The organism is Bacillus cereus group sp. N21 (assembly GCF_016483395.1).
GTDB classification, from domain to species: Bacteria; Bacillota; Bacilli; order Bacillales; family Bacillaceae_G; genus Bacillus_A; species Bacillus_A pseudomycoides.
The window spans coordinates 1-24,540 of the sequence record NZ_JAEHBX010000068.1 but is presented as its reverse complement, the minus strand read 5'-3'; the positions used below and the strand labels follow the sequence as shown (position 1 = coordinate 24,540).

Here is a 24,540-nt window from a genome sequence, read left to right as displayed (position 1 = left end):
GATGACATTCGAAACTTAGAGTCTCGTACTTTAGGGAACGAAAAAGACATCGTTAATATAAATAAGCAACTTGATAAGATCAGTGCCAATACCACATGGATTCTCCGCATCATAATCGGTGCGATTGTAACGGCACTTATTGGACTGTTATTGAAAGGAGGTGTATAAATTGGTCGAAGTCAGTGTAATAATTGCGGTTGTTGTAGCTTTATCACAAGTGGCGAAAATGCTTGGCTTACAAACTAAATATATTCCGTTGCTTAATTTAACGCTTGGCATTCTGCTAGGCGTTTTATTTTTGCCATTTGATATAAAAATGAACGTGTTCCAGGGAATCATCATCGGTTTATCAGCTAGTGGGTTATACGATCACTCTAAAATTACGAAAAAGGACGTTGATAATAAATGAAAAAAACAATTAAACTAGCTTCTACTGTATTTATGACTTCTTTGCTCCTGTTCAGCTTTACTACAGGGGCTTTTGCTGATAGAACGCTTATTATTTCTGATTTACCAAAACAACCTTATCGTTATGGCGTAGGGGCTTACGAAGGCGTTGTAGCTCATTCAACGGCAACTCCAGAAGCTCCAGCTATTAATATTCAAAAGTATGAAACTCGTACATGGCGTAACGCTTTCGTTCATTATGCAGTCGATTGGAATGAAACAATCCAAATTGCTGATACAAAATACATTGCTTACGGTGGTGGACCTGGCGCGAATAAACGTTTTGTACATGTAGAGCTTTGCGAAACTGCAGATTATGATAAATTTAAACGTTCATATGACAAATACGTGAAGCTACTAGCTAAAATTTTACGTGACCGCGGATTATCTGTAGAAAAAGGATTGTGGACTCACTATGATGTTACAAAGTACCTTGGTGGTACAGATCACGAAGACCCACTTGATTATTTACGTATTCATGGTGTATCTGAAGCGCAATTCCGTGCTGATGTACAACGTGCATACAATAATTCTAGTGTTGAAGTTTCTGTTCCAGATAAACCATCTAAACCAGCAGAAGTACCAACTGCAAACGTTGAAGGAGTTGCATACATTCAAGGTAATAATATAAATCTACGCAAAGGCCCGAATGCAAGCTATTCTGTTATTCGTCAACTAAACAAACCGGAAGCATACCAAGTTTGGGGCGAGAAAGATGGATGGCTAAACCTTGGTGGTAATCAGTGGGTATATAACAATCCTTCTTACATCAAGTTTGAGAAGAAAGAGCCAGTTAATCCGATTGTAGGAAAGCGTGTTGTTTCTAAAGTAGACAACCTACGTTTCTATGACTCTGCTTCCTGGGCAGATAAAGATGTCGCTGGCACTTTAGATGCAGGATTAGGATTTGCAATTGATGCAAAGGTAAATGTCAATGGTTCAACTCAGTACAAAGTACACAACAGCAAAGGTAAAACATACTATGTAACAGCAAATGAAGCTTATGTATATGTGAAGTAAAAACAAGAGCCGTCCTTAATTGGGCGGTTTTTTTATTTTTATCTTAATTATTATTAACAGTTGGATTCTCGGTTTAATAAGTAATGTACGCAATAAAAAAAGGTCGAATTAGAGAAATAATCTAGTTCGACCTTTTTTTATCTAATGACATCTTAAAACTATGGTTTTACTAGGCTCGCTTATAATAAAAAGAATATTCTGTATTTAATTTATCAACCATCTTCAAAGAAGGAATTCCGTCTTTACTTCGTAGAATTATGGTAATATTTAGATAATTATAGATAGAATAAGGGGGATGGCTTGTTATGAGCGCACATATAATAACTAAAGAGCAAATCAAGCAAATATTAGATACTTGGTATCAATCAATGTTGCGACAACAAGTAGAAAAAGCAAAACAACTCAAACAAGAAATTGAAGACAAACTTTCTAGTATAAAAGAAGACGAAAACCTACTACTATATTATTCATTATTAAATTTTAGATATAAAGTACTAACAGGTGGACTTAACATTACAAAAGATGATTTTAATGAAATTAACTCCTTTGATATACCTGATAACAGCTTTCTATCCTATTATCATCACTTCTTCAAAGCAATTCACAGCACCATTCTTGCAGACTACAATGAAGCAAAAGAACATTTTGAGAAAGCTGAAAATTTTTTAATGTATGTACCTAATGAATTAGAGAAAGCTGAATTTAATTATCGTTTAGCTTCATGTTACTATCAAATCTATAAACCGCTTTTAGCTATTGACCACATACGAGTAGCAAAAGATATATTTTCTAAACATGCGGGCTATGAAATGAATGTAGCTTTATGTGATAACATTTTTGGGTTATCTTGTATAGATTTAAGACAATTTGAACAAGCCGAAGAAAACCTTAACGCCGCCATAGATATTCTAAAAAATAAAAATGAAAGAACATTGTTACTACGTGTTAGAAATAACATCGGACTATTGTATGCAAATCAAAATCTGTCTTCTTTAGCAATTCGTCACTTATCAGAAGTTACAGAAAACATACCAAATCATTTTAAAGCCCTATATTTACAAGCAGATGAAAATTTAAAATTAGGTGAAACAGAAATTGCATCTCAGCTCATTGAAAAGGGTTTAACTATCTGCAATGAATTAGGGAATAAGGAATATCAATACCGTTTTACAATTCTAAGAGAAATTAACAACACATCTAACACTACAGAGTTAGAAACTGCTGTATTAGCAGGAGTTTCATACTTTAAAAAAGAAGAATTATGGGATTGTATTGAAGAATATGCAGAACGACTAGCGAATAAATTTTATGCAGAGGAAAATCATGCGAAGGCTAGTAAATATTTCTACATTAGTAATGAAGCAAGAAAAAAACTATTAGCTAAAGGGGCGTTAAAGTAATGAAAAAGATTGGATTAACAATAACAGGATTAGCGTTAGCTGGAATTATGACTTTTAGTGTTAACAACATTCCAGGATTTTCGACATTAAACAAAGGTGACACACCCGCACCACAAAGACCTGATTTAACATTAAATATAGGTGATACTCCTTCACCTGCCGATAATAGAGGTGATGGTGGTTCGCCTTCTAATACGCATGGAAACGGTGGAGGCATTGTAGCAAAAGAAATTTAAGTGAATTTACAGTAAAAGAAGAACGTTTACCCTCACTACAAGGCGTTCTTCTTTTTTTCTTTTATTCTTCGTCTTCAAAATCGCGCAAGCTATTAAGTAATTCTGTAAAAGATGAACAAACAGGATAAATTGCTTTTTCTATTTCTTCTTCCTCATGTTCCCAAAATACAACCGTCGGTGCTTCGGGGGTATTTCGATAATCAAAACATAAGAAGTTTCCAAATGAATCTCTTCCAAAAGGATATACTTTATCTACTAATCTGTCTTTTATACTCTCATATCTTTGAATAATTGAGTATTCGCTTTCTAAATCGAAAGTTAACAAGTTATTGAAAACATTTTCATCTTGTTCGGGTATGTCAAATATCTTCGGACGAGGATAACCACCATCGTATTTCTTCACACATTCAACAAAATCAATAGGAAATTTAATATCAAAATATTGTTCTACTTGCTGAATTTCTTTATCAGTAATTTCTTTTTTACTTACTCCAATCCAAGTCACCTTATTCATACATAATCCTCCTTATTTATCACTATCTTTTCCCCAAATTTTGTATCCACCTGTATGTCCAGTTTTCCCATGCGGTAAAGAATCTACAAGTTGCATGCGTCCTGTGTCTTGATGGTGATGCCATGTAAACCTGTCAGGTACTTCCCCCTCTTTAAATAGTTCTATTTCTTCTTCTGTAAATTTTGAAGCTAGTTTAGGGTCTTTCATTATTTTTTCATATAATAGCTTACTGCATATTCTATCATGTGTTGGTCGTGTTTTCTTGAAATCTTCTTCTTTTAGTCTTACTTCTTCTATAGGTTCAAAAATAGGGAATCCATCAGCATCATATGGTATACCTGTAACTGGATGCTTATCTCCTGCTAATTCACCTTTTCTCAATCTAATTGTCTTTGGACCATTCGGGCCTTCGTAAGTATATGGAGCCGCCTTCTGTATATATTGTTGAATACTCCCAACTCCTGTATATGCGAAATGATTTCCAGGCTTGAATTCATAGTTATTTAATATATGTAATGCATTTCTGTATGCAGAGGAATTAGTTATCAGCGACTTTCCTTTTGTAAAGCCTGTAACGACTGCTACTTTCCCTACTTGTCCTGCTTTACTAAGACCTTTATCACCAAGTAAGCCCACTCCTAATGATGTTATACCATAGGCAGCGTAATGCATTCTGCTTTCCATATCCCCATTCCAAAAATTATTTATAAACGAATCTGAAAAAGCATTCCACATTGCAGGAAGAGTTTCGTCGTAGTTTACAATCGCATCCCGCATATTCAACCAGGTTTCTTTATCACCTAAAGCTACGAATCCTTCCCATGCATCTTCAGCACCATCTACAAAACCAGTAGAAATGCCAGTCCATGCATCAATTAGATCCTTTTTATCTCTTTCCCAAGCTTTCTCGAAGTCAGATTTAGGCGGAAGTTTACCGCACATTGCACCTTCTTCAATTGAATTATCAGCCTGACGCTTCCTATCTTCTTCAATCGCCTGAATAGAAGCCGCCCATTCCATATTCAACCCTTGTGTACTAAATGTACCACTTGTAGGACTAAAACCTTTTCCACTTTGGACTTCTGCAAGGCCTGTAGCAATGCTAGCTACTAATTGAATTGCTGTACTATAGTTATTGCTAGACGTTTGATTAAATTCATATAGATGATCTAACTTTTCTTGCAGTTTTTTCCTCATGACAGTAAAAAGATTCGCCATAGCGTCCATACCCGGGATTGGCATAGCTTGACTGACGGCTTCCATACTTGTTTTCATTCGGTCAATTTCTTGAATTTGTTCTAATATTTCTTGTTCGATTACATCCGTTGAAGCTACCTTTGATTGAAATTGGCTTGGAAAGGCATCATTCTGACGAATCAATTCCTCACATAAGTAAATGATTCCTTGTGCTAAAGGACGAAAAGTTTCTGTAAAGAATGCTTTTGCACTGCTATATGTTTGTCCTTGTAGAGCAGTATCAATTGCAAAAGCATCAATCGACTGAATAGCTTGTTCCATGCCTTGAATGGTAGCGGTACATACAGCGTTCATACTTTGCGTTTGGGTATGTACTTCTCCTAGATACATATTTAAACTCAAAAATCTCCCCCCCTTTAATTAGGTAAATCATACCAATTCAAGAAGGGAATTGTAAGATTAATTTCTAATTATATCCAGAAATCATGTTCATCCTTGGATGTTCAAGGCAGAATCTTAACAACATGATAAAAAAAGAAAAAATAAAACCAATCAAAGAAATGGTTCGAGATCGACTATTTTTTAAAGAGGATGTTTTGAAAAGTAAAGAACAAATGAGGAAGTAACCCTGGATTAAAGGGTTACTTTTTTTATTTTATATATACAGTAACTCTTTCCTAACTAAACAGTACACCCAATCGCACGGAAGAAATTGGGAAGAGTTACAAGGTTAACAGGCAATATCTATGTTATGTAATCATATAATAATATAGACTAAAAAGCCCTTCACAGATAGGGCTGATAGGGATTTTTACATTTATCACTAATTTAAATTTCGATCTAGCATAATTCTTTTGAAAGTACCACTATTCATAAATCCTTCAGGGTTTTTTTCTATTTTCTCTTGAATCTGTTCTCTTTGTCTAGGCGATAAACCCTTTTTATATTTTTCTCGTAATTCTTGAACCTTTATCAATTCAGCAGCAACAGGACTATCTAGAGTTTGTGGCGGTTTAATTTTACCAGATTCATTTTTCACAAAAGTATTACGCCATCTTTCATTAGGATGTTTTTTTATTATTGTAACAATAAGAGCTCCCAATAAATTAGAAACCACATACATAACATCTGTTTTATCGTGGATTCTTATAACGGTAGATGCAAACACAGTACCATGGAATAGAGCGTATGGGTTTTCAATACCACTTTTTGATTCTACTTCATCGAAAAAAAATATATGATTTTCTAAATCCCCTAAATTTAATCGTTTATTTAACAGATATAAACGCATTATTTCTTCAGCGTTTGTTAAAACATTTAAAATATCTGGAGTTAACTGGGTTTCATGATCTTGTTCATTTTCGATTTTTTTTATATCTAGATATAAAACTCTCCAATTTACAGAAGTGATAAAACGACTAAGCCAATTCCCATCATATTTTATTAACGATTTAAAACCACTTTCTTTAAAGGGAATAAAGATTTTATTCGAGAAACGTGTTTCATCGGAATTGAAAAGGCCTTCGCACTCTCCACATAATAAATATTCTTTTTTACCATCTTGTAATGGACGATTCGGTTCTGATGCAGTTCTGAATCTACCAGTAAAAGAATCTTTCTTAAAATTCCGGAAAACAAACTTAGGAATAATATGACTAAGTTTTAATTCAGATTCTTTTTTACATAAAGCACATTCCCCTGTTACTGCCATGGATTTCTCCCCTTATCTCTATTTTTATAAAAAAAGTCCTGCTTTACCAGGACTTAAATATTGTCACCAAATTCGAATTCTCCACCGTCACCAAGTAAATCAGCAACACTATTATCAACTTCATCGGAAACCTTTTTCATTTCCACTGCATCTTTTTCGACAGCAATATTACTCGTTTTAAGAAGACCGCGGTTTTCCTCACGATGTAATCCCTTACTCTCGCTGCTGTCAATGTAGTGCAAGAGTACGTCCATAGGCTCTGAAGTTCCACAACGCTCCGCTAAAACCTGATAAACCTTTAAACATTCTTTGATTTTATCAGTAGTATAACCACGTTTCCCTTTGCCTGTCTGTTCGAATGTTTTAATTAGCTGATTCACTTGAACATCTACTTCTGGATCATAATAGACTTGCAATCGTTCTTTCACTTCGCAGTCATCGCCTTTCCATATTCATGGTATCCGCGTGCGTTTGCTGTTTGGCCATCTTCCACTACCAAGAAGTTAGCTTCTGCGCGTTCTCCAAAGTAATCGTTATATAAATGCACAATCCCGCCTGTAAATACAACTTTGTCATATGATCTTAAATCAAATTTATTATCTTGTAGGAATGTAAAGATGCTATTGAAATGCTTTTTAAGAATCTTTTGCACTTCTGCTTTAGCTCTCACATTGATACGGCTACCACTTACAAGTAAGCCATCTAATAAGATGTTCTGGATGTTAGAGATAGTTAGGTCTTTTAATGAACCGTACTCTTCAACTAACGTGTTGTAAATATTGATATAAGCTTCTTTAGCGCCTTCATTGTTACCAGCACGCTTTACGATTGTTTTTCCTTTTAACTCAGTTACATCAAGTGTTCCATGTCCACAATCAACAATCAATGTTAAGTCTTTATTTGGAGTAACTGATTTTTTAGCTACTAGATGTAAGTATGTACCGATCGGTTGAGGGATAATTGATACGTTTTTAATATCGACGATAATATCATTATTGTTAACTTTGATGACTGTACGTCCTTTTAATAACTCTTCAACGATCTTACCTTTTGCTTTAAAGTGTTGCACTGGAAGTCCAGTTACTAAACGTTCGATAGTAACATCTTGTTTGAAGTCCTTAGCTAGGAATCCGAAAAACATCTTCTTGAATTCAGGAGTTTCATAGCGATCCATATCATGTTCGCCAAGAGCAGATATTGGTTTTAAACCTAAAATACCAACATCGTCACCAGTGAAATAAGCTTCTCCTTCACTTAATTGGAGTGTTGTAACGTCTACATCATCACTAAAATAACTCTCTACATCAGCGATTACAGAAGCCTCTACAATACACTCTCCATTAACGATTCTCTTCGTGTATCCATTACCTAAGTCAATTGAATAAGTTTTGATTTCTAATAAGTCCATTTAAATCTCTCCCCGAGTTTTATTTGAGTTTAATTTAACTCTAAGTTGATTTTAATGCCGAAATTTTCATCGGTCAATTATTATTTCACGCACACAAAGCTCAAAAAAACTTCAATTAGAGTCGAATTAGGGTTTTACACAAACGAAAATGGAGACTCATTACCAGAATCTCCACCAAGGTTTCTTATTTGTTGCTGCTGTTTCTAAAAGTGCTTTTTGCTCCTGCGTTTCTCTAATGGTTTGCATCAGTAATTGATCTCGTTTTTCTAATTTCTCATCAATATACTGCTGCTGCTCATCTAATTTCTTCGCCATTTGTTTTAATAATTCATTCTGCTGCTGAATCATTTCTTTTAATTCGTTAAACCCCTCGATATGACGTTCTTCGTTTTGTTCTTCGTGTCGTAATATCGTTGTATCAGAGTCTGCTATATTTTCATTATGTAACCAGGTCATCACTGCGTTACAAGCCTGTTTTAGCGTCATATTAGGGTGTGACTTTATATCAGCAAGTGTTTTTAGTGCTACAACGTCATCGTTAAGAAAACCACGATGCCCAAGCTCATTCTTATGAAATTTGTATCCAACCTCTTCTAACATAATGCAATATTTACGGAGTGTTGACTCTTGGATTTTTAATATAGCAGCGACGTCTTTGCTTGAATAGATAAGTTGATTGTTTCCGCCCATTATCTCATCTCCCTCGCGTTATAACATTCGTGCTGATGTAATGAGAATCCTTGTCTTCGTCAAAATCCCTTAATAAATAAACAAAAAAGAAGACAAGCTTCGCGCTCATCTTCCTATCCTTGTATCTCTATGAATCTTGTATTACAATTGATGTAGAAATTAATCGAATAAATGGACAAAGGGCCTATTCTCTCCCCGACCAAAGTTTGAGAATAAACCCTCCAATAAGTTACACAAGGTAATAATGTTGTTCTATTAGCGTGAGCTACACAGAACAAACTTAATGTCTGTCTTTATAATAGCAAAAAGAAACAGACAGGTAAAGCAAAAAAATGTCTTGTGTAGCTTCCTTTTATTTGAATAAGGAGGCTATTTCTTATGTCTTTAGCGATACGGAAGTCGCAGGAAGCGTTTATTGATGAGTGGCATGAGTGCTACCTATCAGAACATAAAAAAAGTGGATACATAGCAGTATTAGATTTAAGTGGTAGTGAGAAAAAACAATTATGGATAGGCACGAACGACGTTAAAACTCTTTCAAATATGTCTAATCCTTCAAATAAGGACGTTTATCTATCTCTGAATAGTTTTACATTCGGAAGTAGGAAAGCGGTGGATTTAAGGCAAATAAGAAATATTGGCGTAGATTTAGATTTTTATAAGTTAGACATTTCAAAAGAGTACGTGATTCGAAATTTACAAGATTGTATTGCTGAAGGAATGTTACCATGTCCAAATCTTGTTATGTACGGAAGAGGAATGCAGTTGATTTACACCGTACAAGGTGGAGCTGCCCCACAAATGGCGTTTCTATCTCAATACATAACGAATCATTTCATAAAGATGTTAATGCCATTAGGAGCCGATGGATCATGCAGCGACCTTTCAAGGGTTTTACGTATGCCGTATACGACTCATAGTAAAACTGGAAAGCAAATAGGCCTTGAAATTTGGACAAGACGTGAGCATGAATTACAAGAGTTATATGAATATGTGCCGCCTTTAGAGAAGAAGAGACAACCAAAGCGCACCGCAACACGTAAAAAGGGGTCAATTTCAACTCTTCCGAGTCAAAAAGGCGTGATGAACCTTTATAGTTTGAATACAAAAAGGAAATCCGATCTAGAGAAGATTGTAACGCTCAGAAACGGAGAAATAGAGCATAGGCACGACATGACATACATTTATGCCTTTACAACCGCTTTAATCGTTAAAAACCAAGCAGCGACGCTCGAAATGACGTTTCAGTTAAACAATAAGTTCAAAGAACCACAGAAACGAAAAGAAATAGAACGAACAGCAAAAGATGCGTACAAAGATGCAATCGCGTTTTTTGATGCTTTTTCGGCGAATAACTTCAGTAAACAAGGATTACCATTCGGTTTAATAAAACCAATGAAAACAGAAACGATTTTTAAAAAGCTAGATATTAAACTGACAGAAGAAGAACTTGAAGTCATGGATACGTTAATTGATTCTGAAGAAAAGTATAAAAGGTTAGTAAAAAAGAGAAGAAAAGATGGCATTGTTGAACGATCGACTTATTTAGAGAATGAGCGGAAAAAGAAAGATGAAAAGTTAGAAAAGATTAAGTCGTTGTTAGAAAGTAATCCTAAAATAAATAAAAGCGCATTAGCTAAAGAGATAGGGATTTCAAGAAAACATTTATATAGTTTGTTAAAACAAATGTAAAAGTGTTACCTGGTGTGTTCTTTAAAGCACTAGTTATTTTGTTTATTAACCAAAATAAAAGTGTTACCTAGTCTGTCTCTTAAAGCATTAGATTATATGTGTCTTCTTAGTACTAACCTCCTATTTAGGGGGTTTTTATTTTGGTGGTGGACTGTTAGACTATACCCTATTTCCGAAATTGGTTTTATCAATCAGATGTAGTACGTGAAATTATATAAGCAAGCTGTGTTTTATTAAGAGGAAAATAAGATTTTGCTGTTTTGCTAGTGGAGGATGAATGTATTATGATGAGGTTGTTCATCCAACTAAAAGGTTTACGCTTAGCCCTCGTACAATGTGTGGGGGCTTTTTTAAATTTGAATAAAAAAGAAACACTGTAAAAAAATTCAATATTCAGAAAAGAATTTATAAATAATTCTGAATATTCACAAAAACGACTATGTGAGTTATGCTTTGATTGTAATTTATTAACAAATAGGAAGGGGCGGAAGAATAGTTTTTTAGATTTGGGGATGTTTTATAATTTGTATTTAAAAGGGAGGAAGAACAATGAATTTAAAAAGCAAATTTGTAACGGGTTTACTTACACTATCTTTATCTATTGGTATATTCACGCCTTCATCTTTTGCAAGTACGATGGATACTGCGAAAGGTGATTCAAATGCCTTACAGGTTCAAAAAGGGTATCAAATTAAAGATATTAAAGAGAATTACAGTGAGCAAAAAGTTCAAGAGAGATTGATAGAAAAAGTGAACAAGGGAGAAATGCTTGATAATATTAACCCTGAAAAAGCAGCGTTAGCAAAAAAAGAAAAAATAAATGATACAACTACTGTTACAACATATCCAGATGGTTCAAAAGAAGTATCTGGAATTGACTATAGCGAAGCGAAATTTTTTGATGAAAAAGGGAATGAAGTACAGCCCAAAAAAGAGGATCTAAAAGGAATTACAGGACCACAAGGTAGTATTAGTGGAGGAACTTGGTCAAGTGGTTCAGGCTATTCTTGTGTACAAGGAGCAACGGTATATCGTAATAAATATAGTCATTTCGATGTATCTTATAAAGTGGATTATTGCAATCACAATGGCGCATACGATAAACTTGACAGAGTTTACGGTATCGATATAGACGCTCCAGGAGGAGATTTTGATATACAAGGTGAGGGCGTTTTTAGAACTTGGGAGAGCTCAGGATATTCAGCATATGGTGGAGTGAATTTTAAATATCTTGAAACAGGTGCCGGATCAAGTACTCAATATTTATATATTCGTGTCGGAAACGATAGCGCATGGGAAGATTCAAACATCACTCATTAACAAAAATAAAAAACAGAGAACTAGAAATATTGACTAGTTCTCTGTTTTTTATTTTATCGTAAATTATATTTAAGAATTATTGATTCTGCTTATTCTGTACTTCTTTAATTTCTTTTAAAAGTTCAATAATTTGTTTCTCATAACTTAATTTATCTTTTAAATATTGTATAAGACGTAGCGCTAATAATATACCTAAGAAATACAATGAAAACTTAATAATCATTCCAACAATTACTATGAATAAAGAAGTACTATGCAAAAACCAATTGAATGGTGCAACTACTAATAAACTTAGAATTAACGCTATCCATAAGTGATTTTTATTCATATTCTGTCACCTTCCTTTGTAAGTAAAACGGTATAGTTTATTATAAATTTTATCATGCCTATTTATTATTTATATTGAGAAAATAAATAAGTTTATACCAAAAAAAAGAAAAAAAGACACCCTAAGGTGCCTTTCTCCGACTTGAACCACTCTACTTTTAATAATATATATTGAATTCCCATCCAACAACCATTTTACCATATTTATCTATATTGGTTATTGAGAAAATGAAAAGCACCCTTTCGAGTGCTGATATTATACAGATGCAGCAGTTTTATCTTTGCGTAAAAGCCCCATAAGTCCACCAATTAATAATAAAACTCCTGGTAAGATATAAAATGCTGAAACGCAGATAAATCCACCAATTGCAGCGACTGTCATCATAGCCCCACCAATTTTGACTTTACCTTTAACAATTACACTTCCGACAATTCCTAAAATAGATAATAAAACAGCAATCGACCCTTGAGTCATCAATTGATTTGCTCCATCAGCTTCAAAAGCAGATCCAAGACCGCCAAAAAATATAACAAGGAATGCACATAGGATACCGAAAATACCTCCGATTAGTCCTAATACAAATTCAGTTGTTCGTTTCATAATTATAACTCCATTTCTAAAATGTTATTGAAGATTTACTCGAATTTCTTTTTTGGATAAGAAATTTGGTTTGAAAATTAATTGAAGTTTAGGATCTCCTTGTTTTGATTCGAAAGCGATAGTTCCAGAAATTTTTCCGCTTGGTGCAAGTTTCCCAGAATTCAATACAGTATCTTGGTTAACCGTAGTGAACGCTTGATCTACAATATTACCTTGACTGTTTTGTAAGCTAAAATCGAAAGGGTTATAACTTATTTCTTCCTTACCACCATTTTCTATAGTTACATTAGCGATTAAAAATTCATGACCTTCTTTAGGTTTATCGAATTCCCCACCTGGAGACTTTTCAACATTTGTAACAGTTAATTTGTGGTCTCCAAGTTTAATTGTTTCGCCAACTTTAAATTCTTTTTTCTCTTCTTTCTTTTCAGTTGTTTGTTCTGTTTTAGTATCATTCGATACCTTTTTTGCAGTTTCTTCTGTTTCTCCACATGCAGATAAACTAAAAGCAAGTGCTCCAGATATAGCTAGTGTACCCATTTTTTTATACATTTTGTTTCCTCCAATTATGTAAAATGTAAGATTTCCGAAACTATCATAACAGATTCAGTTACAACTATTCTGTCAGATTTCGTCGAACGAAATAAAAAAAGAGAGCCAAAGCTCTCAAATAAAAAAATGGTATAATTGGTAATACTATGTAAAATTTTACCGATGGATATTGGAAAAGATTTCTTCTAAAATGAAATCAAATCACAACAGATCATCGCATTCACCCAAAAATCTCACATAATGATCGAGTTGTTTGCAAAAATTCTTTCTTTGGCTTTCAGATAACGCCGCATACGTTTTTTGAACGCCAATCAGAGTATTATGTAGTCTTTCATCATCAGTAGCATCAGTGCGCCCGATAAGCGCATCTAACGACACGTTAAAGAAGGAGGAGAGACGAAATAAGGTTGTAAGGTCTGGTTCAGAAAAGCCATTTTCATAGTTGTTAATTTGGCTACGACTAAGGTTTAGTTCATGAGCCAAATCAGCTTGTCTAAGCGAACGACTTTTCCTAAGTTTTTTTAAAGTTTCACCTAAAGTTTTCATACTATTAGTATAGTTATAGGAATATCGATATACTATAAATGATAGATTTATTGTCGTTTATAGTATAATGATTAATTATTAACCATTATGAAAATAAAAATAAGAACTTATGTTCTCTTTTTATCGAATTGGTGGTAAAATATTCATATGGGTTCTTGAATTACAAAACATGCATAATTTCATATTTAATTCCGTAAAACATGAGAAACGTTGATATATAGCGTTTCTCAAACTTTCTCAATATTTATCTGATAACTCCATGACCGAATATTGGGAAATTTGTGTTATTATGATAATAACTAAAAACGGACGTAAAGAAAAAGACCCACGGTGTAAGAGGTGTTGGTCGCACCTCTCACACTGCCCCCTAACCAGTCTAGGGAACATTGTCGCGGATCTTGTACATACCTATTATAACACAACTCAGAGTGAGAGTGACACGTTTTCCTTTATATGTAAGAAATTGGGGTTTACGTGTCTTTTTTTGTCCAACAAGGAGGACAAATGTTGTGCAAAAAATATTAGCTAAACTTTCTGATGATATGGATAGTAAGAATATCAATCGTACCAAAATGGTGGGTAAAATGAAAATTGACGGTGCAACACTGTCACGATTTTTAAAAGGGAAACATCAGTTGCCTTTTAATAAATATGGAGAGATGTTGAAAGAAATTTATCCAGATGAAATCCATACTAGAAGAGAGTTTTGTTCTAAGTATTCTAAATGTATATCAAGACCTGGTAACAAACGGATAACGATGTATTATTTGTTATCACACGGCGAATTAGAAATTTTAAATGAACTTGTAGAATCAGAATTAAAAGGAAAATACTACGAATGGGCAACTATATGTAAGTTATTTTATTTGAGATATAAAGGTGAATTATCTGGCGATGATTTATTGAAAGAATATCAAGAGAAAACGGAAAGTTTTAAAACGAAAACTCTTGAAATGGAAGTGTTGAGTGGAATTGTGTTGCTTCATGTGAGGTATGATCAAAAGAATTATAAATCGATGATACGCTTATCTAAAGAACTTCATCAAAAGGCAGAAGATTTAAAAGATGGATACACCAAAGACTTTTTGAAGTTCAAAATCCAAGAAGCTATTATTTATGGGCTCTTAACATGTTCAGAAATTGGGGAGTTAAGAAGAGTATGTCATGAAATTATTAATGATGAGTGTTCGGAAAAGTATTTTCCTATTTTCAGAGCCACTGCATTTGGGGTCTTAGGCGAGTCATATATTTTTACAAACTACTCGAAGTCATTAACTTGCTTACGAAAAGCTATAAGGATTATAGATAAAGGCCCAAAAGAGCAAATGAATAAGAGAAGAAACATGATTTTGAATACAATTGCTTTTTTAAAAATCCACTGGAAAGTCGATTTGCATAACATTAATCCTGTTGAGAAAGTCGAAACAGCTTACCTAGAAATCCAAAAGGGTAATAATGAAAAGGCAATACAAATACTAAATGAAATTTTGAATGAACAGGGATTTCTTAGTGCTTTTGGGTTAACATATCTGGGTATCGCAAAAGGAAACGACCAAGAAATTTTATGTAAAGCTCTTGATTTGTTTGAACGAAATTCGAACATCTTTTATTCATATTTACCAAAGAAACACCTAGGCATATTGTCCCAAAAATGCTATAATTTAGTTGGGTGATGCTAAATGAAAAAAGTACTATCGCTAATCACAAGCGTAGCGTTAGCTGGCGGATTTTTATTTGCTCCTGCTGACAATAAAGAGCAACCGAAACAAGTTGCTAAAGAATCATCAAATGTAATTATGTTTATGGACCCTGGAACAGGGATCTAATTTAATAGATATATAAAGAATGACGTCTTCTCTTGCAGAAGACGTCATTCGTCATTTTTGGGGCTATTGAACTTTTTGAAAAAATGAGAAGAAGTTCAATCATTGTGAAAGATTCACAAACTACTATGAAGATATTGGATGGAGGATGTCGGGGATGGAGAAATACACAGAATTAGAGTTATTACTTAATAAAGCAAAGGGTGGGGATGAAAATGCCCTTTTAGCATTGCAAGCAGTTATGGATCAGTTAAATCAATTCCAAGAGGAAGTTTAAATAAAAAATAGACGATTGTTAGCGTAACGTTGCTATCAATCGTCTAGACTGTTTACTGCACCTTTAATCATATTCAAAATAAGTTTTTGTTTATCTTCGTCGAGTTTTTCGATTTTACTAATCATATCATGTAATTCAGTTTTGACTTCGGAAGACTGACTTTCATCTAAGTTTTTATAATCAGACAATCCAATTACATAATCTGCTGAAGTTTTTCCTAAGTTTGCGATCTTAGCTACTGTATCTCTTGAAGGTTTTTTCTTTCCTGATTCAATCAGCGATACCATGCCTTTACTTACTTCTATAGTATCAGCAAAAGTTTGTTGACTCATCCCTAAGCTATTCCTTATTTCTTTTACGCGAATTCCAATTATATTCTCTACCATATTAAAACTCCCCTTTAGTTGAACTACTATAAAAGTAGTTTCCTCATATAAAATGTAACAGAAAAGTTTACTCAAAGACAACTTTTATTTTTATTTTATGATTTTTTTAAAATTATATGTTTACTTTAGGTAAACAGTGTTATATAATCAAATCAACGAAACGAATAAAGGTGATTAACATGGCGAAATTAAATACGCAAAAGGCTAAACAGATACGTTTACAGCTAGGTTATAGTCAAGAAGAAGTAGCTAAACACCTAGAATGTACAAAAGGATCTTACTGCCAAATGGAATTGGGTTATCGACAGCCTAGCCTTGATAAATTAGGAAAGTTGTCAAAGTTATATAAGGTATCAACAGATGAACTTTTAGAAATAAGTTAACTATAGGTAGTCAAATTTTTTTAAAATTATGTTTACCTCAAGTAAACGATAGGAGGAACGGAAATGAATCAATTACAAGTAATTGAAAAAGAAAACCAACGCGTATTAACTACATCACAACTAGCTGAGTCTTATGGGACTGACGTGAAAACAATCAGCAATAACTTCAATCGAAATAAAGAAAGATATACAGAAGGTAAGCATTTCTTTTTACTTCAAGGCGAAGAGCTTAAAGACTTCAAAGCCATTCATCAAAAAGATGAACAGCTAAAATTCGCTACAAAACTTTATATATGGACAGAAAAAGGAGCATGGTTGCATGCAAAGTCACTCAATACAGATGAAGCTTGGGAAGCTTATGAAATATTGGTGGATGAATACTATAGGATCACAAAACAATTTGACACTTCGCAACTAAGTCCAGAACTTCAAATGTTTCAAACTCTGTTCACAACATTAGCTACTCAAGAATTAAATCAAAAGAAGTTAGAGCAGAAGGTAGACAACATTAGCGAAATAGTAGCTCTTAATTCGACTGATTGGCGAAAAGATACAACTACGATCTTAAACAAAATCGCTCGCAAACAGGGTGGATTTGAAATGTACCGTAAGATTCGCAATGAAAGTTACGAAATCTTAGAACAAAGAGCTAGTGCGAAATTGAGTATTCGTGTGAACAACAAGAAAAAGAGCATGGCATTAGAAGGAGTTTCGAAATCGAAAATTGATAAAGTTTCTAATCTAGATATCATCGGCGAAGAAAAACGTTTATTAGAGATTTACTTAGCGATAGTGAAAGAAATGGCAATCCGTTATCAAGTAAATATTAATGAGGCTATATAAGGGAGGAACAACAATGGCAAATGTAAGCATGAACACAGTATTGAAAGCAAAATTGTTTAGTGATTTGTTGAAGCATTTAGATGAGGTAGCTACATCGTTAATGATTCAGCGTGACGATATGTTGGAGGAAATGCACAAAAACAACCATGATTTGTATTCAGCATCTGTAGAAGAGCTAATCGATATGTTGGAGAAAAACGAAGAACTGGAATGTGATATCCGCACACTGCTGATTACAGAAGTGGACAAGATTCACGAATAAATGATGAAGATTTAAAAAACATTTATCAGGAGGCGATGTAAATGATGGACAACCCACTATCACTATTCATCCTGGCGTTAACGATATGCAGTTTAATATCACTGGTAGTTTTATTGGACAAGCCTATCAAACGGTGGACGAAGGATGTGAAGTGATGACAAAAGAGCAACGAGATGAAGACGAACGAGAGAAAATCTTGTGGATCATAAAGGATTTGAGAGATAGAGAAGTACATAACAGCGCAGATAAGGTTGAGGAAACATACAAGTATATAACTCTAGCTAAATAGGGACGAGCCTTGAGTGTGAAGGCTCAAGGCTCATAAGGGTAAAGTCGAATTATCAACCTTACAAATCAATAATACCACAATTTTACAAAAATGGGCAAGCTTTGCTTGTCGAAATGTCTAGAAACTACATAAAAACCTAAAGTGATTGGTGCCCCCCACCTAAACAACGGTTTCTGGATGTTTCGATGCTCAAAGCATCAGAAAGGAGTGAGGACAATGTATCCGCTAGTTAAAAACTAGCATTAAAAAAGCCCGTACAGAAGCACAGGCCAGTTGTAACACATATCGGTAACTAAATTTTAACAGATTTAGATAATGGTTACTATCTTAAAACAAAATAAAAAACCGGTTCACCCCTGAACCGGTTTGGAGAAAACAAATGTAAAAACTTCTACTTACATTATACCAAATGTTTTCTCCTAAAAACAAGGAGGAATAGTAAATGAATAAACCAGTAAAAGATTTCGTGACAGTAGTAAGAAATGTAGGTAATTACAACATGTTAAACGCGTCTGATGTGAGTGTTAGATATTTCTTTATCTTCCCAGAAAGGTTAAAAGACATGGTCAAGGAACAAGAAATCAAATGTTCATATCTTATTAGCGAAGATAAAGACTATATCAATGAAGATGATAGCGCGTTAGATATAGCCTTTGAGCTAAAAGAAGTCATTGATTCTTATTGGATAAATACAGACAAACAAAAAATAGATAAACTCGTTGAGTTTCTTGAAAGTATTGAAGAGGAAGAAGAAAAGTATCGTAATGACTACGAATTGAATTATGCGGAGTATCAAGTTTTCTTTTGGACAAGCAGATTAGAAGAACTGAAAGAACAAGGTGATCGTAATGAATAACATCAATTGCCAGGATAGACAAATAGAACGTGCAATCGAAACTTTGAAGCAAATGTCCGATAAAGAAAGTGACAGTGTGAAAAAGATAGATCTTGACTATGTAATCACAGTTTTAACAAATAAACCACATGGCGAAATGCCGTTCTAGGAGGAATAAACTATGAAACTTTATGACTTAACAAATAATTACCGTGAACTACAAATGATGATTGAGGATGGCGTAGATCCATCAGCATTGGAAGATACATTACAAGCGATTGAAGAAAGTATTCAAGATAAAGCGCAAAATACAGCATTAGTGATTCGTAACCTTGAAGCTGATGTGGATGCAATTAAAGCAGAAGAAAAGCGCCTAGCAGACCGTAGAAAGGCGATAGAAAACAATTGTAAGAACTTAAAAGATTACTTGTATCAACAAATGACAGCAGTTGAAATGAAACGGATTAAAGGAACAATCGTAACAGTTGGAATTCAAAAGAACCCGGCAAGTTTAGACATCGCAGAAGATGCAACTGTTCCTCCGGAATACATGGTTCCACAACCAGCAAAGGTCGATAAGAAGTCACTACTTGCAGCGGTTAAAGATGGAATGCAGTGGGATGGAATTACATTACGTCAGAGTGAAGGGATTCGGATTCGATGAATCACAATGAACAATGGGTTGATGTAAAAGGGTTTGAAGAAAATTATGAAGTTAGTAATACAGGTTTTATTAGGCATAAAGTAACCGAAAAGATAAAGAAAAAACAAGTGAATCAAGATGGGTACCATAGGATGAATTTATGGAATAAGAAGGAAAAACGGTCAATTAGTTGTCTGGTTCACAGGTTAGTTTATGAATCCTTCATTGAAGATGCTAAGGGGTTTGAAATCAATCATATCGATGGTGACAAAACCAATAATCATATAAGTAATTTAGAAAAGGTAACCAGATCTTCTAATATGAAACATGCTAAATTAAAAGGTCTATTGAAACCACGAATGGGTTCAGACAACGGGAGAAGTAAATTAGATTTAGAAACGGCTAGGAAAATAAGAAAAGAATATCAAGAAACGAATTGTCAAAAGAAATTTCTAGCAGAAAAATACAGCGTTAGTAATTCAACGATTGGACGAGTTATAAACGGAGAGAATTGGAGAGACGAATTATGAAAATGAGCGAAACTACTAAAGAAATATTTTCGGCATTCGCAAAATTTCAAGGTGAAGTTAATAACCCTAAAACAACACAAGTAAATCCTCAATTTCGTAGTAAATATAGTCCGTTAGATGTTGTTATTAATGAAGTGAAACCGATATTAGCTAAATACGGTCTCGCTGTTAATCAATCAACTGGTAGCGAAGGAGAAAACATTGTAATCAAAACGTTGTTGATGCATGAGAGTGGAGAATGGATGGAAAGCGAACCGTTAGTACTCCCTGCTTATCAATTAGGAAAAGGTGGATCCAAAAATTATACTGCTCAAGGAGCTGGATCAGCAATCACATATGGTCGTCGATATAGCTTGTCAGCGATATTAGGAATTGCATCAGAAAGCGATGATGATGGGAATGGTGCTGGTCAAGGTAGCGAGGGTGGACAAGCTTCAAACAAACCACAAGGTAACGGAAACAGCGGCGGTAATGGTAAAGCGTCCGAAAAGCAAATGAAGATGATACACGCAAAAATAGCGCATGTAGCAGTCATTTCTAAAGCGGAGAAATTAACAATTGAGGATACATTAAAAAGCAAAATTGGAACGGATAGTTTAACGGATATTAGCCCACAAATTGCTTCTAAAGCAATAGAAACATTAATCGGTTGGGAAGATCAATACAAAAAAGCAAACTAAGGAGATGAAAACCCATGCTGAACCATCAAATTACATCAAATGTCGTCCTCCCGGCATGGGTTTACGAGGATGCAAAAACAGAACAAGAGATTAAGAGGAACGCTTGCAGGTATATCAATCGCATACCAAAGCGTTATCCCGGATATAAGGTTTTGGAAGTTAATGACGGTATAGCAAAATGCGAAAGGTGTGAGGTTGATGTTTAAGATACCTGTGAGAAGACAAACGCAAAAGGAAATGTTAATAGCTACAAACGATTTAATTGAACGAGGTTTTGATTTCCTAACACCAATCAAGCCAGTTTATAAGAACGGTAAATTTTATGAGCAAAGTGGTAGAAGTTTTCAAGGGAAACATGAATTTAGAACAATCGGCTACGTGGATAATGTCAGCTACGAATGTTGGATGAAGAAGGTGAACTAAGTGGCAACTTTTAGAGTAAGTAAAGACAAAAACTACACAACAATTAATAATACAGGGCTTCGTGACGAACGCTTAACTTGGAAGGCTAAAGGGATCCTGGCATATATCCTTTCACTTCCTGATGACTGGGTCTTTTATATGGAAGAAGTCGCTACTCATTCAAAAGACAAATTAGATAGTCTTAAATCCGGCATAAAAGAATTAAAGGAACATGGATACGTAAAAAGATTTCCTGTGAAGAACGAAAAAGGAAAGATTGCTAGATGGGAAATGATTATATATGAAGTTCCACAAGGGGAATATCCACTAGTGGAAAATCCACAAATGGAAAAACCACTAGTGGACAAACCATTAGTGGAAAATCCACTGCTACTAAGTACTAAAGAACTAAGTATTAATAAACCAAATACTGATAAACAAAATAATACTATGTCCTCTTCTGACGAAGACGACAATCAGTCGCTAATTCCTTATGAGGATATCGTTTCTTATCTGAATGAAAAAATAGGTAAATCCTTTAAACATAAAACAGCCAAAACAAGAACCTTAATCAAAGCTAGGTTTAAAGACGGCTTTACAATAGATGATTTTAAACAAGTTATTGATATTAAAACAGCACAATGGCTTACTGATTCGAATATGAACCAGTACTTACGACCAGAAACATTGTTTGGGACTAAATTCGAAGGTTACTTAAACGAAAAAATAAAAGGAGCGGGTTCTAATGCAAGCACTAGCAAAAATAGTAGCTTCATCAACAAATATGACTTTACCAAAGGTCGCAAGTGAAAGATGTGATTTATGTAGACGTAAAAAGTTCCTTGATGAAAATAACAGAGCTTATTGCTGGCATTGCAAAGAAATCGCTCCTCAGGACGTTCAGTTAGCTCAGGAAACGCTTGTAATACAAAAAAGGAACCAAGTCATTAGTTTATACGATTCATTCGCAGACAACAGTCTAATCAACGACAAATTGAAGAAGGCTACTTTTGATAACTATGTACCACCCACAAAGGATTTAGCGGATGCAAAAGAGACAATCATGAATTTCGTTTCTACATACAGCAAAGAAGATCCAACGAGCATGATTATAACTGGAGATTATGGGGTAGGAAAAAGTCATTTATGTGTGGCTGCTACAAAGGAATTAATGAAACGTGGATATAGCGCAATGTTCATTCAAATGAATAAGTTATTTACCAAAATCAAATCTACATGGAATAAAAATAGTGAATTAACAGAGGACAAACTTATGGCACTCCTTGCTAAAGTGGACGTTCTTATTATCGATGATTTCGGAGCAGAGTTCACGGAAAAAGATAAAGAAGGCGTTACTTGGAAGCAAACGAAGACAAACGAAATCGTAGATAGCCGGATTGGTAAGAGTACCTTATTTACAACAAACTTCAATGTGGACCAATTAGCAGAAATGTACGGGGAACGAGATTTTAGCAGAATGATGGAGAATGCAGCAATGCTAGAAATGTTTGGCGATAATTATAGATTACGAAATTTCAAAAAGGGGGAATAAGAAATGGCAAAGGTAACAGTTGAATTAACAGAAAAACAGGTTGAGTTTTTGAAATTATTTAATAAAAAGCAACATTCTGGAGCGGATGACAATAGATGCACATGCGATGCTTTACATGTTGTTCAGAAGAAAAGAAATCGATTCATTCCATATAGTGAAGATATTTCAGCGTATTTTGACCCAGATCATTTAAAGTTTTGCGTAGATGAAGATCATGAATCTTGGAATGACGAAGAAACAGAAGCGATTAGGGAACATTATGAGTGGATAGAGGAAGAATGTCCAATTGAAATAAAACCATTTGATGATTTGCGATTTGAACGTGTTATCGGAACAGATGGAGAAGAGCGATTCATTGGGGATTTCGATGATTATTTTAAGCATTACGGAATAGAAAATTACGATATGGCTTGGGTAGAAAAAGAATGGGAAAACGTAGCGTTCTTCTTCATTCTAGACGAAGCTAAACAGTATCAGAAATATCAAGCTCATAATCTAGGGAAATCAAGAATCTATACGTATTCTGCTGGATATGACAATAGAGGAGATTTCACTCATTTCCGAGATCTGCTAATGCAAATGGGACAAGAGTTAAATAAGGAGTCTCAACAAAAAGAAGAAGCTGCAGTTTAAAAATAAAAAGGGGGAATTAAGATGTGTGCATGTGAAGGAACTGGAGTAATCAGGAACGACCAAGGGAACGGCTGTTATCAATTTGCACCATGTATTTGTGCGGCAGGGAACCTAAGTCCTGAGGAAGTGGACAGAAAGCGCCAGGAAGTAATGACAAGACTGGAAATGGCTTATCAATTACAAATGCAAGAGAAATTAGGCGTAGGGGCATGAAACAACTAACACTTGAAGATGTAGTGGGAAGTTTCGATTATTCAGCAAAAAGCACGGCGGAACGGTTCTTACAGCGTGATACAAGCGTCATAACGTATTCAGTTGAGTTTTACGACAAGGACGAAAAATGGAAGCTCCGCTGGTTTGAGGCGAAGTCAGAGAGCGAAGCCGTAGGAATGGCTAAAGAGAAGTACGGACGGATTCAGATTATAGATACTTATATTTCAGATAGGACGTTAGCTGAAATCATGGCATTGGATTAAGAAAGGGGAATGGTTATGAAATACAGACCAGTTTTAACATGGGAAGAAAGGGACATTGCAGAAAAAAACGGTATTCATGTGAAAACGGCAGAGATGAGGATTATTGGTGGATGGGATCGTGAAAGAGCAATCACTGAGCCAGTTAAAGAAACGATAAAAAAGAAATATAAGGAATACGCAGATATGGCGAAAGAAAACGGCATTCCATATCCATTGTTTTACAAGAGGGTTCATGATTATAAATGGGATCCAAAAGAAGCCGCTATAACACCTAAATTAACAGCTAGAGAGTCAGCTAGAAGGGGACATAAAAATAGAGTTATATCTGAGAAACTATATGCGTTAGCAGAAAAGAACGGCATAAACAAGAGGACATTACAGGCGAGAATTTTACATCTGAAATGGGAGGACCATGTAAAAGCGGCTACTTTGAAACCTAATTATGGAAATAGGGTATGTAGTCACTAAATGGATTAAGAAAGGAGAACAGCTATGAAATACAAAGAAGTTCCAACTAACGATGATTATGATTTAGCACTGGAAAATGGAATTAGCAAAAAGAATGTTAATCGAAGAATTGACCATGGATGGAGTATACAAAAGGCGATTACGAAACCGATTGGAGGAAGAGGTCCAGGAAGGCATCGTGGAATGGCTCAAGTAGCGGTTCAAAATGGTATTAGTCAACCACTATTTTCTTATAGAAGATCTAAAGGATATTCGTTATATGAAGCAGCAACAATTCCAGTTAAAGAAAAAAGAAATCATGAGTATTACGCAAATCTTGCTGAAGAAAACGGAGTACCTTACAACACATATATTAAGAGGTTATCACTTGGGTGGGATGAAGAAAAAGCAGCAACAA

The 24,540-nt window shown here is 34.6% G+C and carries 37 protein-coding genes and 1 pseudogene; 27 read left to right on the top strand and 11 right to left on the bottom strand.

From position 1 onward, the window contains the following. The 5 genes from JDS96_RS25155 to JDS96_RS25135 form a co-directional block, all read left to right on the top strand. The coding region (locus JDS96_RS25155; protein ID WP_199668395.1) for a hemolysin XhlA family protein at positions 1 to 168 on the top strand (168 nt) is incomplete at its 5' end. A gap of 58 nt (positions 169 to 226) precedes the next feature. Then, positions 227 to 409, top strand: coding sequence for a holin (locus JDS96_RS25150; RefSeq protein WP_371400383.1), 183 nt, complete (start codon positions 227 to 229; stop codon positions 407 to 409). Then, positions 406 to 1,467 carry an N-acetylmuramoyl-L-alanine amidase gene (locus JDS96_RS25145; RefSeq protein WP_199668394.1) on the top strand — a complete coding sequence of 354 codons (1,062 nt, stop codon included), beginning with the start codon at positions 406 to 408 and terminating at the stop codon, positions 1,465 to 1,467. The genes JDS96_RS25150 and JDS96_RS25145 overlap by 4 nt, the downstream gene beginning before the upstream one ends. Positions 1,468 to 1,772: 305 nt before the next feature. Continuing rightward, positions 1,773 to 2,867, top strand: a complete 1,095-nt coding sequence (locus tag JDS96_RS25140; protein WP_199668393.1) for a response regulator aspartate phosphatase — start codon at positions 1,773 to 1,775, stop codon at positions 2,865 to 2,867. Beyond that, the gene (locus JDS96_RS25135; protein WP_199668392.1) at positions 2,867 to 3,103 is read left to right on the top strand and encodes a Phr family secreted Rap phosphatase inhibitor; all 237 of its coding nucleotides are present in this window, start codon (positions 2,867 to 2,869) and stop codon (positions 3,101 to 3,103) included. The genes JDS96_RS25140 and JDS96_RS25135 overlap by 1 nt, the downstream gene beginning before the upstream one ends. A 61-nt stretch (positions 3,104 to 3,164) precedes the next feature. On the opposite strand, the gene JDS96_RS25130 is transcribed toward JDS96_RS25135, so the two are convergent. Beyond that, positions 3,165 to 3,617 carry an SMI1/KNR4 family protein gene (locus JDS96_RS25130; RefSeq protein WP_199668391.1) on the bottom strand — a complete coding sequence of 151 codons (453 nt, stop codon included), beginning with the start codon at positions 3,615 to 3,617 and terminating at the stop codon, positions 3,165 to 3,167. A gap of 12 nt (positions 3,618 to 3,629) precedes the next feature. Next, complete coding sequence (locus tag JDS96_RS25125; RefSeq protein ID WP_199668390.1) at positions 3,630 to 5,216, bottom strand: HNH endonuclease; 1,587 nt, start codon at positions 5,214 to 5,216, stop codon at positions 3,630 to 3,632. Positions 5,217 to 5,293: 77 nt separating this feature from the next. Between JDS96_RS25125 and JDS96_RS32455 the strand changes: the two are divergent. Further along, positions 5,294 to 5,440, top strand: a pseudogene (locus tag JDS96_RS32455) (DNA-binding protein); the annotation flags it as partial. A 197-nt stretch (positions 5,441 to 5,637) separates the two neighbouring features. Here JDS96_RS32455 and JDS96_RS25120 read toward each other — a convergent pair. From JDS96_RS25120 to JDS96_RS25105, 4 genes are all read right to left on the bottom strand, one after another. After that, positions 5,638 to 6,525 carry a hypothetical protein gene (locus tag JDS96_RS25120; protein ID WP_199668389.1) on the bottom strand — a complete coding sequence of 296 codons (888 nt, stop codon included), beginning with the start codon at positions 6,523 to 6,525 and terminating at the stop codon, positions 5,638 to 5,640. Positions 6,526 to 6,578: 53 nt separating this feature from the next. Next, complete coding sequence (locus tag JDS96_RS25115; RefSeq protein WP_199668388.1) at positions 6,579 to 6,953, bottom strand: hypothetical protein; 375 nt, start codon at positions 6,951 to 6,953, stop codon at positions 6,579 to 6,581. After that, positions 6,950 to 7,933 (bottom strand): ParM/StbA family protein, encoded by a 984-nt coding sequence (locus JDS96_RS25110; RefSeq protein ID WP_199668387.1) that lies wholly within the window; start codon positions 7,931 to 7,933, stop codon positions 6,950 to 6,952. The genes JDS96_RS25115 and JDS96_RS25110 overlap by 4 nt, the downstream gene beginning before the upstream one ends. A gap of 159 nt (positions 7,934 to 8,092) precedes the next feature. Next, entirely contained in the window at positions 8,093 to 8,623 is a 531-nt protein-coding gene (locus JDS96_RS25105) for a DUF3967 domain-containing protein (protein ID WP_242479987.1), read from the bottom strand. A gap of 378 nt (positions 8,624 to 9,001) precedes the next feature. On the opposite strand from JDS96_RS25105, the gene JDS96_RS25100 reads away from it, so the two are divergent. Beyond that, positions 9,002 to 10,315, top strand: coding sequence for an AsnC family protein (locus JDS96_RS25100; RefSeq protein WP_199668386.1), 1,314 nt, complete (start codon positions 9,002 to 9,004; stop codon positions 10,313 to 10,315). 549 nt (positions 10,316 to 10,864) lie between these two features. After that, entirely contained in the window at positions 10,865 to 11,635 is a 771-nt protein-coding gene (locus JDS96_RS25095) for a hypothetical protein (protein WP_199668385.1), read from the top strand. A 76-nt stretch (positions 11,636 to 11,711) separates the two neighbouring features. Here the strand turns inward: JDS96_RS25095 and JDS96_RS25090 are convergent, their stop codons facing one another. The 4 genes from JDS96_RS25090 to JDS96_RS25075 all read right to left on the bottom strand — a co-directional run bounded on the left by JDS96_RS25090 (position 11,712) and on the right by JDS96_RS25075 (position 13,661). Then, positions 11,712 to 11,963: a hypothetical protein gene (locus JDS96_RS25090; protein ID WP_199668384.1), complete on the bottom strand. Its 252-nt coding sequence runs from the start codon at positions 11,961 to 11,963 to the stop codon at positions 11,712 to 11,714. A 255-nt stretch (positions 11,964 to 12,218) separates the two neighbouring features. Continuing rightward, a complete protein-coding gene (locus tag JDS96_RS25085; protein WP_199668383.1) occupies positions 12,219 to 12,563 on the bottom strand; it encodes a DUF4064 domain-containing protein in 345 nt (114 codons plus the stop codon). A 24-nt stretch (positions 12,564 to 12,587) separates the two neighbouring features. After that, positions 12,588 to 13,115, bottom strand: coding sequence for a DUF4352 domain-containing protein (locus JDS96_RS25080; RefSeq protein WP_003210512.1), 528 nt, complete (start codon positions 13,113 to 13,115; stop codon positions 12,588 to 12,590). A 201-nt stretch (positions 13,116 to 13,316) separates the two neighbouring features. Then, positions 13,317 to 13,661 carry a helix-turn-helix domain-containing protein gene (locus JDS96_RS25075; protein ID WP_033797195.1) on the bottom strand — a complete coding sequence of 115 codons (345 nt, stop codon included), beginning with the start codon at positions 13,659 to 13,661 and terminating at the stop codon, positions 13,317 to 13,319. A gap of 509 nt (positions 13,662 to 14,170) precedes the next feature. On the opposite strand from JDS96_RS25075, the gene JDS96_RS25070 reads away from it, so the two are divergent. The 3 genes from JDS96_RS25070 (at position 14,171) to JDS96_RS25060 (ending at position 15,761) form a co-directional block, all read left to right on the top strand. Then, positions 14,171 to 15,334 (top strand): AimR family lysis-lysogeny pheromone receptor, encoded by a 1,164-nt coding sequence (locus JDS96_RS25070; RefSeq protein WP_199668382.1) that lies wholly within the window; start codon positions 14,171 to 14,173, stop codon positions 15,332 to 15,334. A gap of 6 nt (positions 15,335 to 15,340) precedes the next feature. Beyond that, a complete protein-coding gene (locus JDS96_RS25065) occupies positions 15,341 to 15,487 on the top strand; it encodes a hypothetical protein (RefSeq protein WP_199668381.1) in 147 nt (48 codons plus the stop codon). Between the two features lie 154 nt (positions 15,488 to 15,641). Next, positions 15,642 to 15,761 carry a DNA polymerase III subunit delta' gene (locus JDS96_RS25060; RefSeq protein ID WP_242479986.1) on the top strand — a complete coding sequence of 40 codons (120 nt, stop codon included), beginning with the start codon at positions 15,642 to 15,644 and terminating at the stop codon, positions 15,759 to 15,761. 35 nt (positions 15,762 to 15,796) lie between these two features. Here JDS96_RS25060 and JDS96_RS25055 read toward each other — a convergent pair whose 3' ends face one another. Continuing rightward, positions 15,797 to 16,147: a helix-turn-helix domain-containing protein gene (locus JDS96_RS25055; protein ID WP_199668379.1), complete on the bottom strand. Its 351-nt coding sequence runs from the start codon at positions 16,145 to 16,147 to the stop codon at positions 15,797 to 15,799. A 179-nt stretch (positions 16,148 to 16,326) separates the two neighbouring features. On the opposite strand from JDS96_RS25055, the gene JDS96_RS25050 reads away from it, so the two are divergent. The 16 genes from JDS96_RS25050 to JDS96_RS24970 form a co-directional block, all read left to right on the top strand. Continuing rightward, positions 16,327 to 16,530: a helix-turn-helix domain-containing protein gene (locus tag JDS96_RS25050; RefSeq protein WP_097834255.1), complete on the top strand. Its 204-nt coding sequence runs from the start codon at positions 16,327 to 16,329 to the stop codon at positions 16,528 to 16,530. A 63-nt stretch (positions 16,531 to 16,593) separates the two neighbouring features. Next, positions 16,594 to 17,373 (top strand): ORF6N domain-containing protein, encoded by a 780-nt coding sequence (locus JDS96_RS25045; RefSeq protein WP_199668378.1) that lies wholly within the window; start codon positions 16,594 to 16,596, stop codon positions 17,371 to 17,373. Between the two features lie 13 nt (positions 17,374 to 17,386). Next, the gene (locus JDS96_RS25040; RefSeq protein WP_199668377.1) at positions 17,387 to 17,635 is read left to right on the top strand and encodes a hypothetical protein; all 249 of its coding nucleotides are present in this window, start codon (positions 17,387 to 17,389) and stop codon (positions 17,633 to 17,635) included. Between the two features lie 85 nt (positions 17,636 to 17,720). After that, on the top strand, positions 17,721 to 17,924 hold the full coding sequence (locus JDS96_RS25035) for a hypothetical protein (protein ID WP_199668397.1): 204 nt from the start codon (positions 17,721 to 17,723) through the stop codon (positions 17,922 to 17,924). 442 nt (positions 17,925 to 18,366) lie between these two features. Beyond that, a complete protein-coding gene (locus JDS96_RS25030; RefSeq protein ID WP_199668376.1) occupies positions 18,367 to 18,780 on the top strand; it encodes a hypothetical protein in 414 nt (137 codons plus the stop codon). Positions 18,781 to 18,940: 160 nt separating this feature from the next. Further along, the gene (locus JDS96_RS25020; RefSeq protein WP_199668374.1) at positions 18,941 to 19,423 is read left to right on the top strand and encodes a siphovirus Gp157 family protein; all 483 of its coding nucleotides are present in this window, start codon (positions 18,941 to 18,943) and stop codon (positions 19,421 to 19,423) included. Further along, a complete protein-coding gene (locus tag JDS96_RS25015; RefSeq protein WP_199668373.1) occupies positions 19,420 to 19,932 on the top strand; it encodes an NUMOD4 motif-containing HNH endonuclease in 513 nt (170 codons plus the stop codon). The genes JDS96_RS25020 and JDS96_RS25015 overlap by 4 nt, the downstream gene beginning before the upstream one ends. Further along, a complete protein-coding gene (locus JDS96_RS25010; RefSeq protein ID WP_199668372.1) occupies positions 19,929 to 20,612 on the top strand; it encodes an ERF family protein in 684 nt (227 codons plus the stop codon). The genes JDS96_RS25015 and JDS96_RS25010 overlap by 4 nt, the downstream gene beginning before the upstream one ends. A gap of 198 nt (positions 20,613 to 20,810) precedes the next feature. Then, positions 20,811 to 21,035, top strand: coding sequence for a hypothetical protein (locus tag JDS96_RS25005; protein WP_018767906.1), 225 nt, complete (start codon positions 20,811 to 20,813; stop codon positions 21,033 to 21,035). Further along, positions 21,036 to 21,824, top strand: coding sequence for a conserved phage C-terminal domain-containing protein (locus tag JDS96_RS25000; RefSeq protein WP_199668371.1), 789 nt, complete (start codon positions 21,036 to 21,038; stop codon positions 21,822 to 21,824). Then, positions 21,760 to 22,566 carry an ATP-binding protein gene (locus JDS96_RS24995; protein ID WP_199668370.1) on the top strand — a complete coding sequence of 269 codons (807 nt, stop codon included), beginning with the start codon at positions 21,760 to 21,762 and terminating at the stop codon, positions 22,564 to 22,566. The genes JDS96_RS25000 and JDS96_RS24995 overlap by 65 nt, the downstream gene beginning before the upstream one ends. Positions 22,567 to 22,569: 3 nt before the next feature. Then, positions 22,570 to 23,199: a hypothetical protein gene (locus JDS96_RS24990; RefSeq protein ID WP_199668369.1), complete on the top strand. Its 630-nt coding sequence runs from the start codon at positions 22,570 to 22,572 to the stop codon at positions 23,197 to 23,199. Between the two features lie 21 nt (positions 23,200 to 23,220). Next, positions 23,221 to 23,412 (top strand): hypothetical protein, encoded by a 192-nt coding sequence (locus tag JDS96_RS24985; RefSeq protein ID WP_199668368.1) that lies wholly within the window; start codon positions 23,221 to 23,223, stop codon positions 23,410 to 23,412. Continuing rightward, entirely contained in the window at positions 23,409 to 23,675 is a 267-nt protein-coding gene (locus tag JDS96_RS24980; RefSeq protein WP_199668367.1) for a hypothetical protein, read from the top strand. Before JDS96_RS24985 ends, JDS96_RS24980 begins: the two co-directional genes overlap by 4 nt. Before the next feature lie 15 nt (positions 23,676 to 23,690). Further along, positions 23,691 to 24,143, top strand: a complete 453-nt coding sequence (locus tag JDS96_RS24975; protein WP_199668366.1) for a hypothetical protein — start codon at positions 23,691 to 23,693, stop codon at positions 24,141 to 24,143. Positions 24,144 to 24,167: 24 nt separating this feature from the next. Further along, positions 24,168 to 24,540 (top strand): hypothetical protein (locus JDS96_RS24970; RefSeq protein WP_199668365.1); only part of this gene is annotated, 373 nt, incomplete at its 3' end.

Excerpts from the sequence above, each read along its gene's own strand:
- JDS96_RS25050 (WP_097834255.1), top strand. The coding sequence starts at position 16,327 with ATGGCGAAATTAAATACGCAAAAGGCTAAACAGATACGTTTACAGCTA.
- JDS96_RS24985 (WP_199668368.1), top strand. The coding sequence starts at position 23,221 with ATGTGTGCATGTGAAGGAACTGGAGTAATCAGGAACGACCAAGGGAAC.
- JDS96_RS25040 (WP_199668377.1), top strand. The coding sequence starts at position 17,387 with ATGGCAAATGTAAGCATGAACACAGTATTGAAAGCAAAATTGTTTAGT.
- JDS96_RS24975 (WP_199668366.1), top strand. The coding sequence starts at position 23,691 with ATGAAATACAGACCAGTTTTAACATGGGAAGAAAGGGACATTGCAGAA.
- JDS96_RS25090 (WP_199668384.1), bottom strand. The coding sequence starts at position 11,963 with ATGAATAAAAATCACTTATGGATAGCGTTAATTCTAAGTTTATTAGTA.
- JDS96_RS25150 (WP_371400383.1), top strand. The coding sequence starts at position 227 with ATGCTTGGCTTACAAACTAAATATATTCCGTTGCTTAATTTAACGCTT.
- JDS96_RS25100 (WP_199668386.1), top strand. The coding sequence starts at position 9,002 with ATGTCTTTAGCGATACGGAAGTCGCAGGAAGCGTTTATTGATGAGTGG.
- JDS96_RS25130 (WP_199668391.1), bottom strand. The coding sequence starts at position 3,617 with ATGAATAAGGTGACTTGGATTGGAGTAAGTAAAAAAGAAATTACTGAT.
- JDS96_RS24980 (WP_199668367.1), top strand. The coding sequence starts at position 23,409 with ATGAAACAACTAACACTTGAAGATGTAGTGGGAAGTTTCGATTATTCA.
- JDS96_RS25085 (WP_199668383.1), bottom strand. The coding sequence starts at position 12,563 with ATGAAACGAACAACTGAATTTGTATTAGGACTAATCGGAGGTATTTTC.
- JDS96_RS25030 (WP_199668376.1), top strand. The coding sequence starts at position 18,367 with ATGAATAAACCAGTAAAAGATTTCGTGACAGTAGTAAGAAATGTAGGT.
- JDS96_RS24990 (WP_199668369.1), top strand. The coding sequence starts at position 22,570 with ATGGCAAAGGTAACAGTTGAATTAACAGAAAAACAGGTTGAGTTTTTG.
- JDS96_RS25055 (WP_199668379.1), bottom strand. The coding sequence starts at position 16,147 with ATGGTAGAGAATATAATTGGAATTCGCGTAAAAGAAATAAGGAATAGC.
- JDS96_RS25120 (WP_199668389.1), bottom strand. The coding sequence starts at position 6,525 with ATGGCAGTAACAGGGGAATGTGCTTTATGTAAAAAAGAATCTGAATTA.
- JDS96_RS25005 (WP_018767906.1), top strand. The coding sequence starts at position 20,811 with ATGTTTAAGATACCTGTGAGAAGACAAACGCAAAAGGAAATGTTAATA.
- JDS96_RS25080 (WP_003210512.1), bottom strand. The coding sequence starts at position 13,115 with ATGTATAAAAAAATGGGTACACTAGCTATATCTGGAGCACTTGCTTTT.
- JDS96_RS25015 (WP_199668373.1), top strand. The coding sequence starts at position 19,420 with ATGAATCACAATGAACAATGGGTTGATGTAAAAGGGTTTGAAGAAAAT.
- JDS96_RS25065 (WP_199668381.1), top strand. The coding sequence starts at position 15,341 with ATGAAAAAAGTACTATCGCTAATCACAAGCGTAGCGTTAGCTGGCGGA.
- JDS96_RS25010 (WP_199668372.1), top strand. The coding sequence starts at position 19,929 with ATGAAAATGAGCGAAACTACTAAAGAAATATTTTCGGCATTCGCAAAA.
- JDS96_RS25020 (WP_199668374.1), top strand. The coding sequence starts at position 18,941 with ATGAAACTTTATGACTTAACAAATAATTACCGTGAACTACAAATGATG.
- JDS96_RS25075 (WP_033797195.1), bottom strand. The coding sequence starts at position 13,661 with ATGAAAACTTTAGGTGAAACTTTAAAAAAACTTAGGAAAAGTCGTTCG.
- JDS96_RS25135 (WP_199668392.1), top strand. The coding sequence starts at position 2,867 with ATGAAAAAGATTGGATTAACAATAACAGGATTAGCGTTAGCTGGAATT.
- JDS96_RS25110 (WP_199668387.1), bottom strand. The coding sequence starts at position 7,933 with ATGGACTTATTAGAAATCAAAACTTATTCAATTGACTTAGGTAATGGA.
- JDS96_RS25145 (WP_199668394.1), top strand. The coding sequence starts at position 406 with ATGAAAAAAACAATTAAACTAGCTTCTACTGTATTTATGACTTCTTTG.
- JDS96_RS25105 (WP_242479987.1), bottom strand. The coding sequence starts at position 8,623 with ATGGGCGGAAACAATCAACTTATCTATTCAAGCAAAGACGTCGCTGCT.
- JDS96_RS25095 (WP_199668385.1), top strand. The coding sequence starts at position 10,865 with ATGAATTTAAAAAGCAAATTTGTAACGGGTTTACTTACACTATCTTTA.
- JDS96_RS25140 (WP_199668393.1), top strand. The coding sequence starts at position 1,773 with ATGAGCGCACATATAATAACTAAAGAGCAAATCAAGCAAATATTAGAT.
- JDS96_RS25045 (WP_199668378.1), top strand. The coding sequence starts at position 16,594 with ATGAATCAATTACAAGTAATTGAAAAAGAAAACCAACGCGTATTAACT.
- JDS96_RS25035 (WP_199668397.1), top strand. The coding sequence starts at position 17,721 with ATGCAGTTTAATATCACTGGTAGTTTTATTGGACAAGCCTATCAAACG.
- JDS96_RS24995 (WP_199668370.1), top strand. The coding sequence starts at position 21,760 with ATGCAAGCACTAGCAAAAATAGTAGCTTCATCAACAAATATGACTTTA.
- JDS96_RS25060 (WP_242479986.1), top strand. The coding sequence starts at position 15,642 with ATGGAGAAATACACAGAATTAGAGTTATTACTTAATAAAGCAAAGGGT.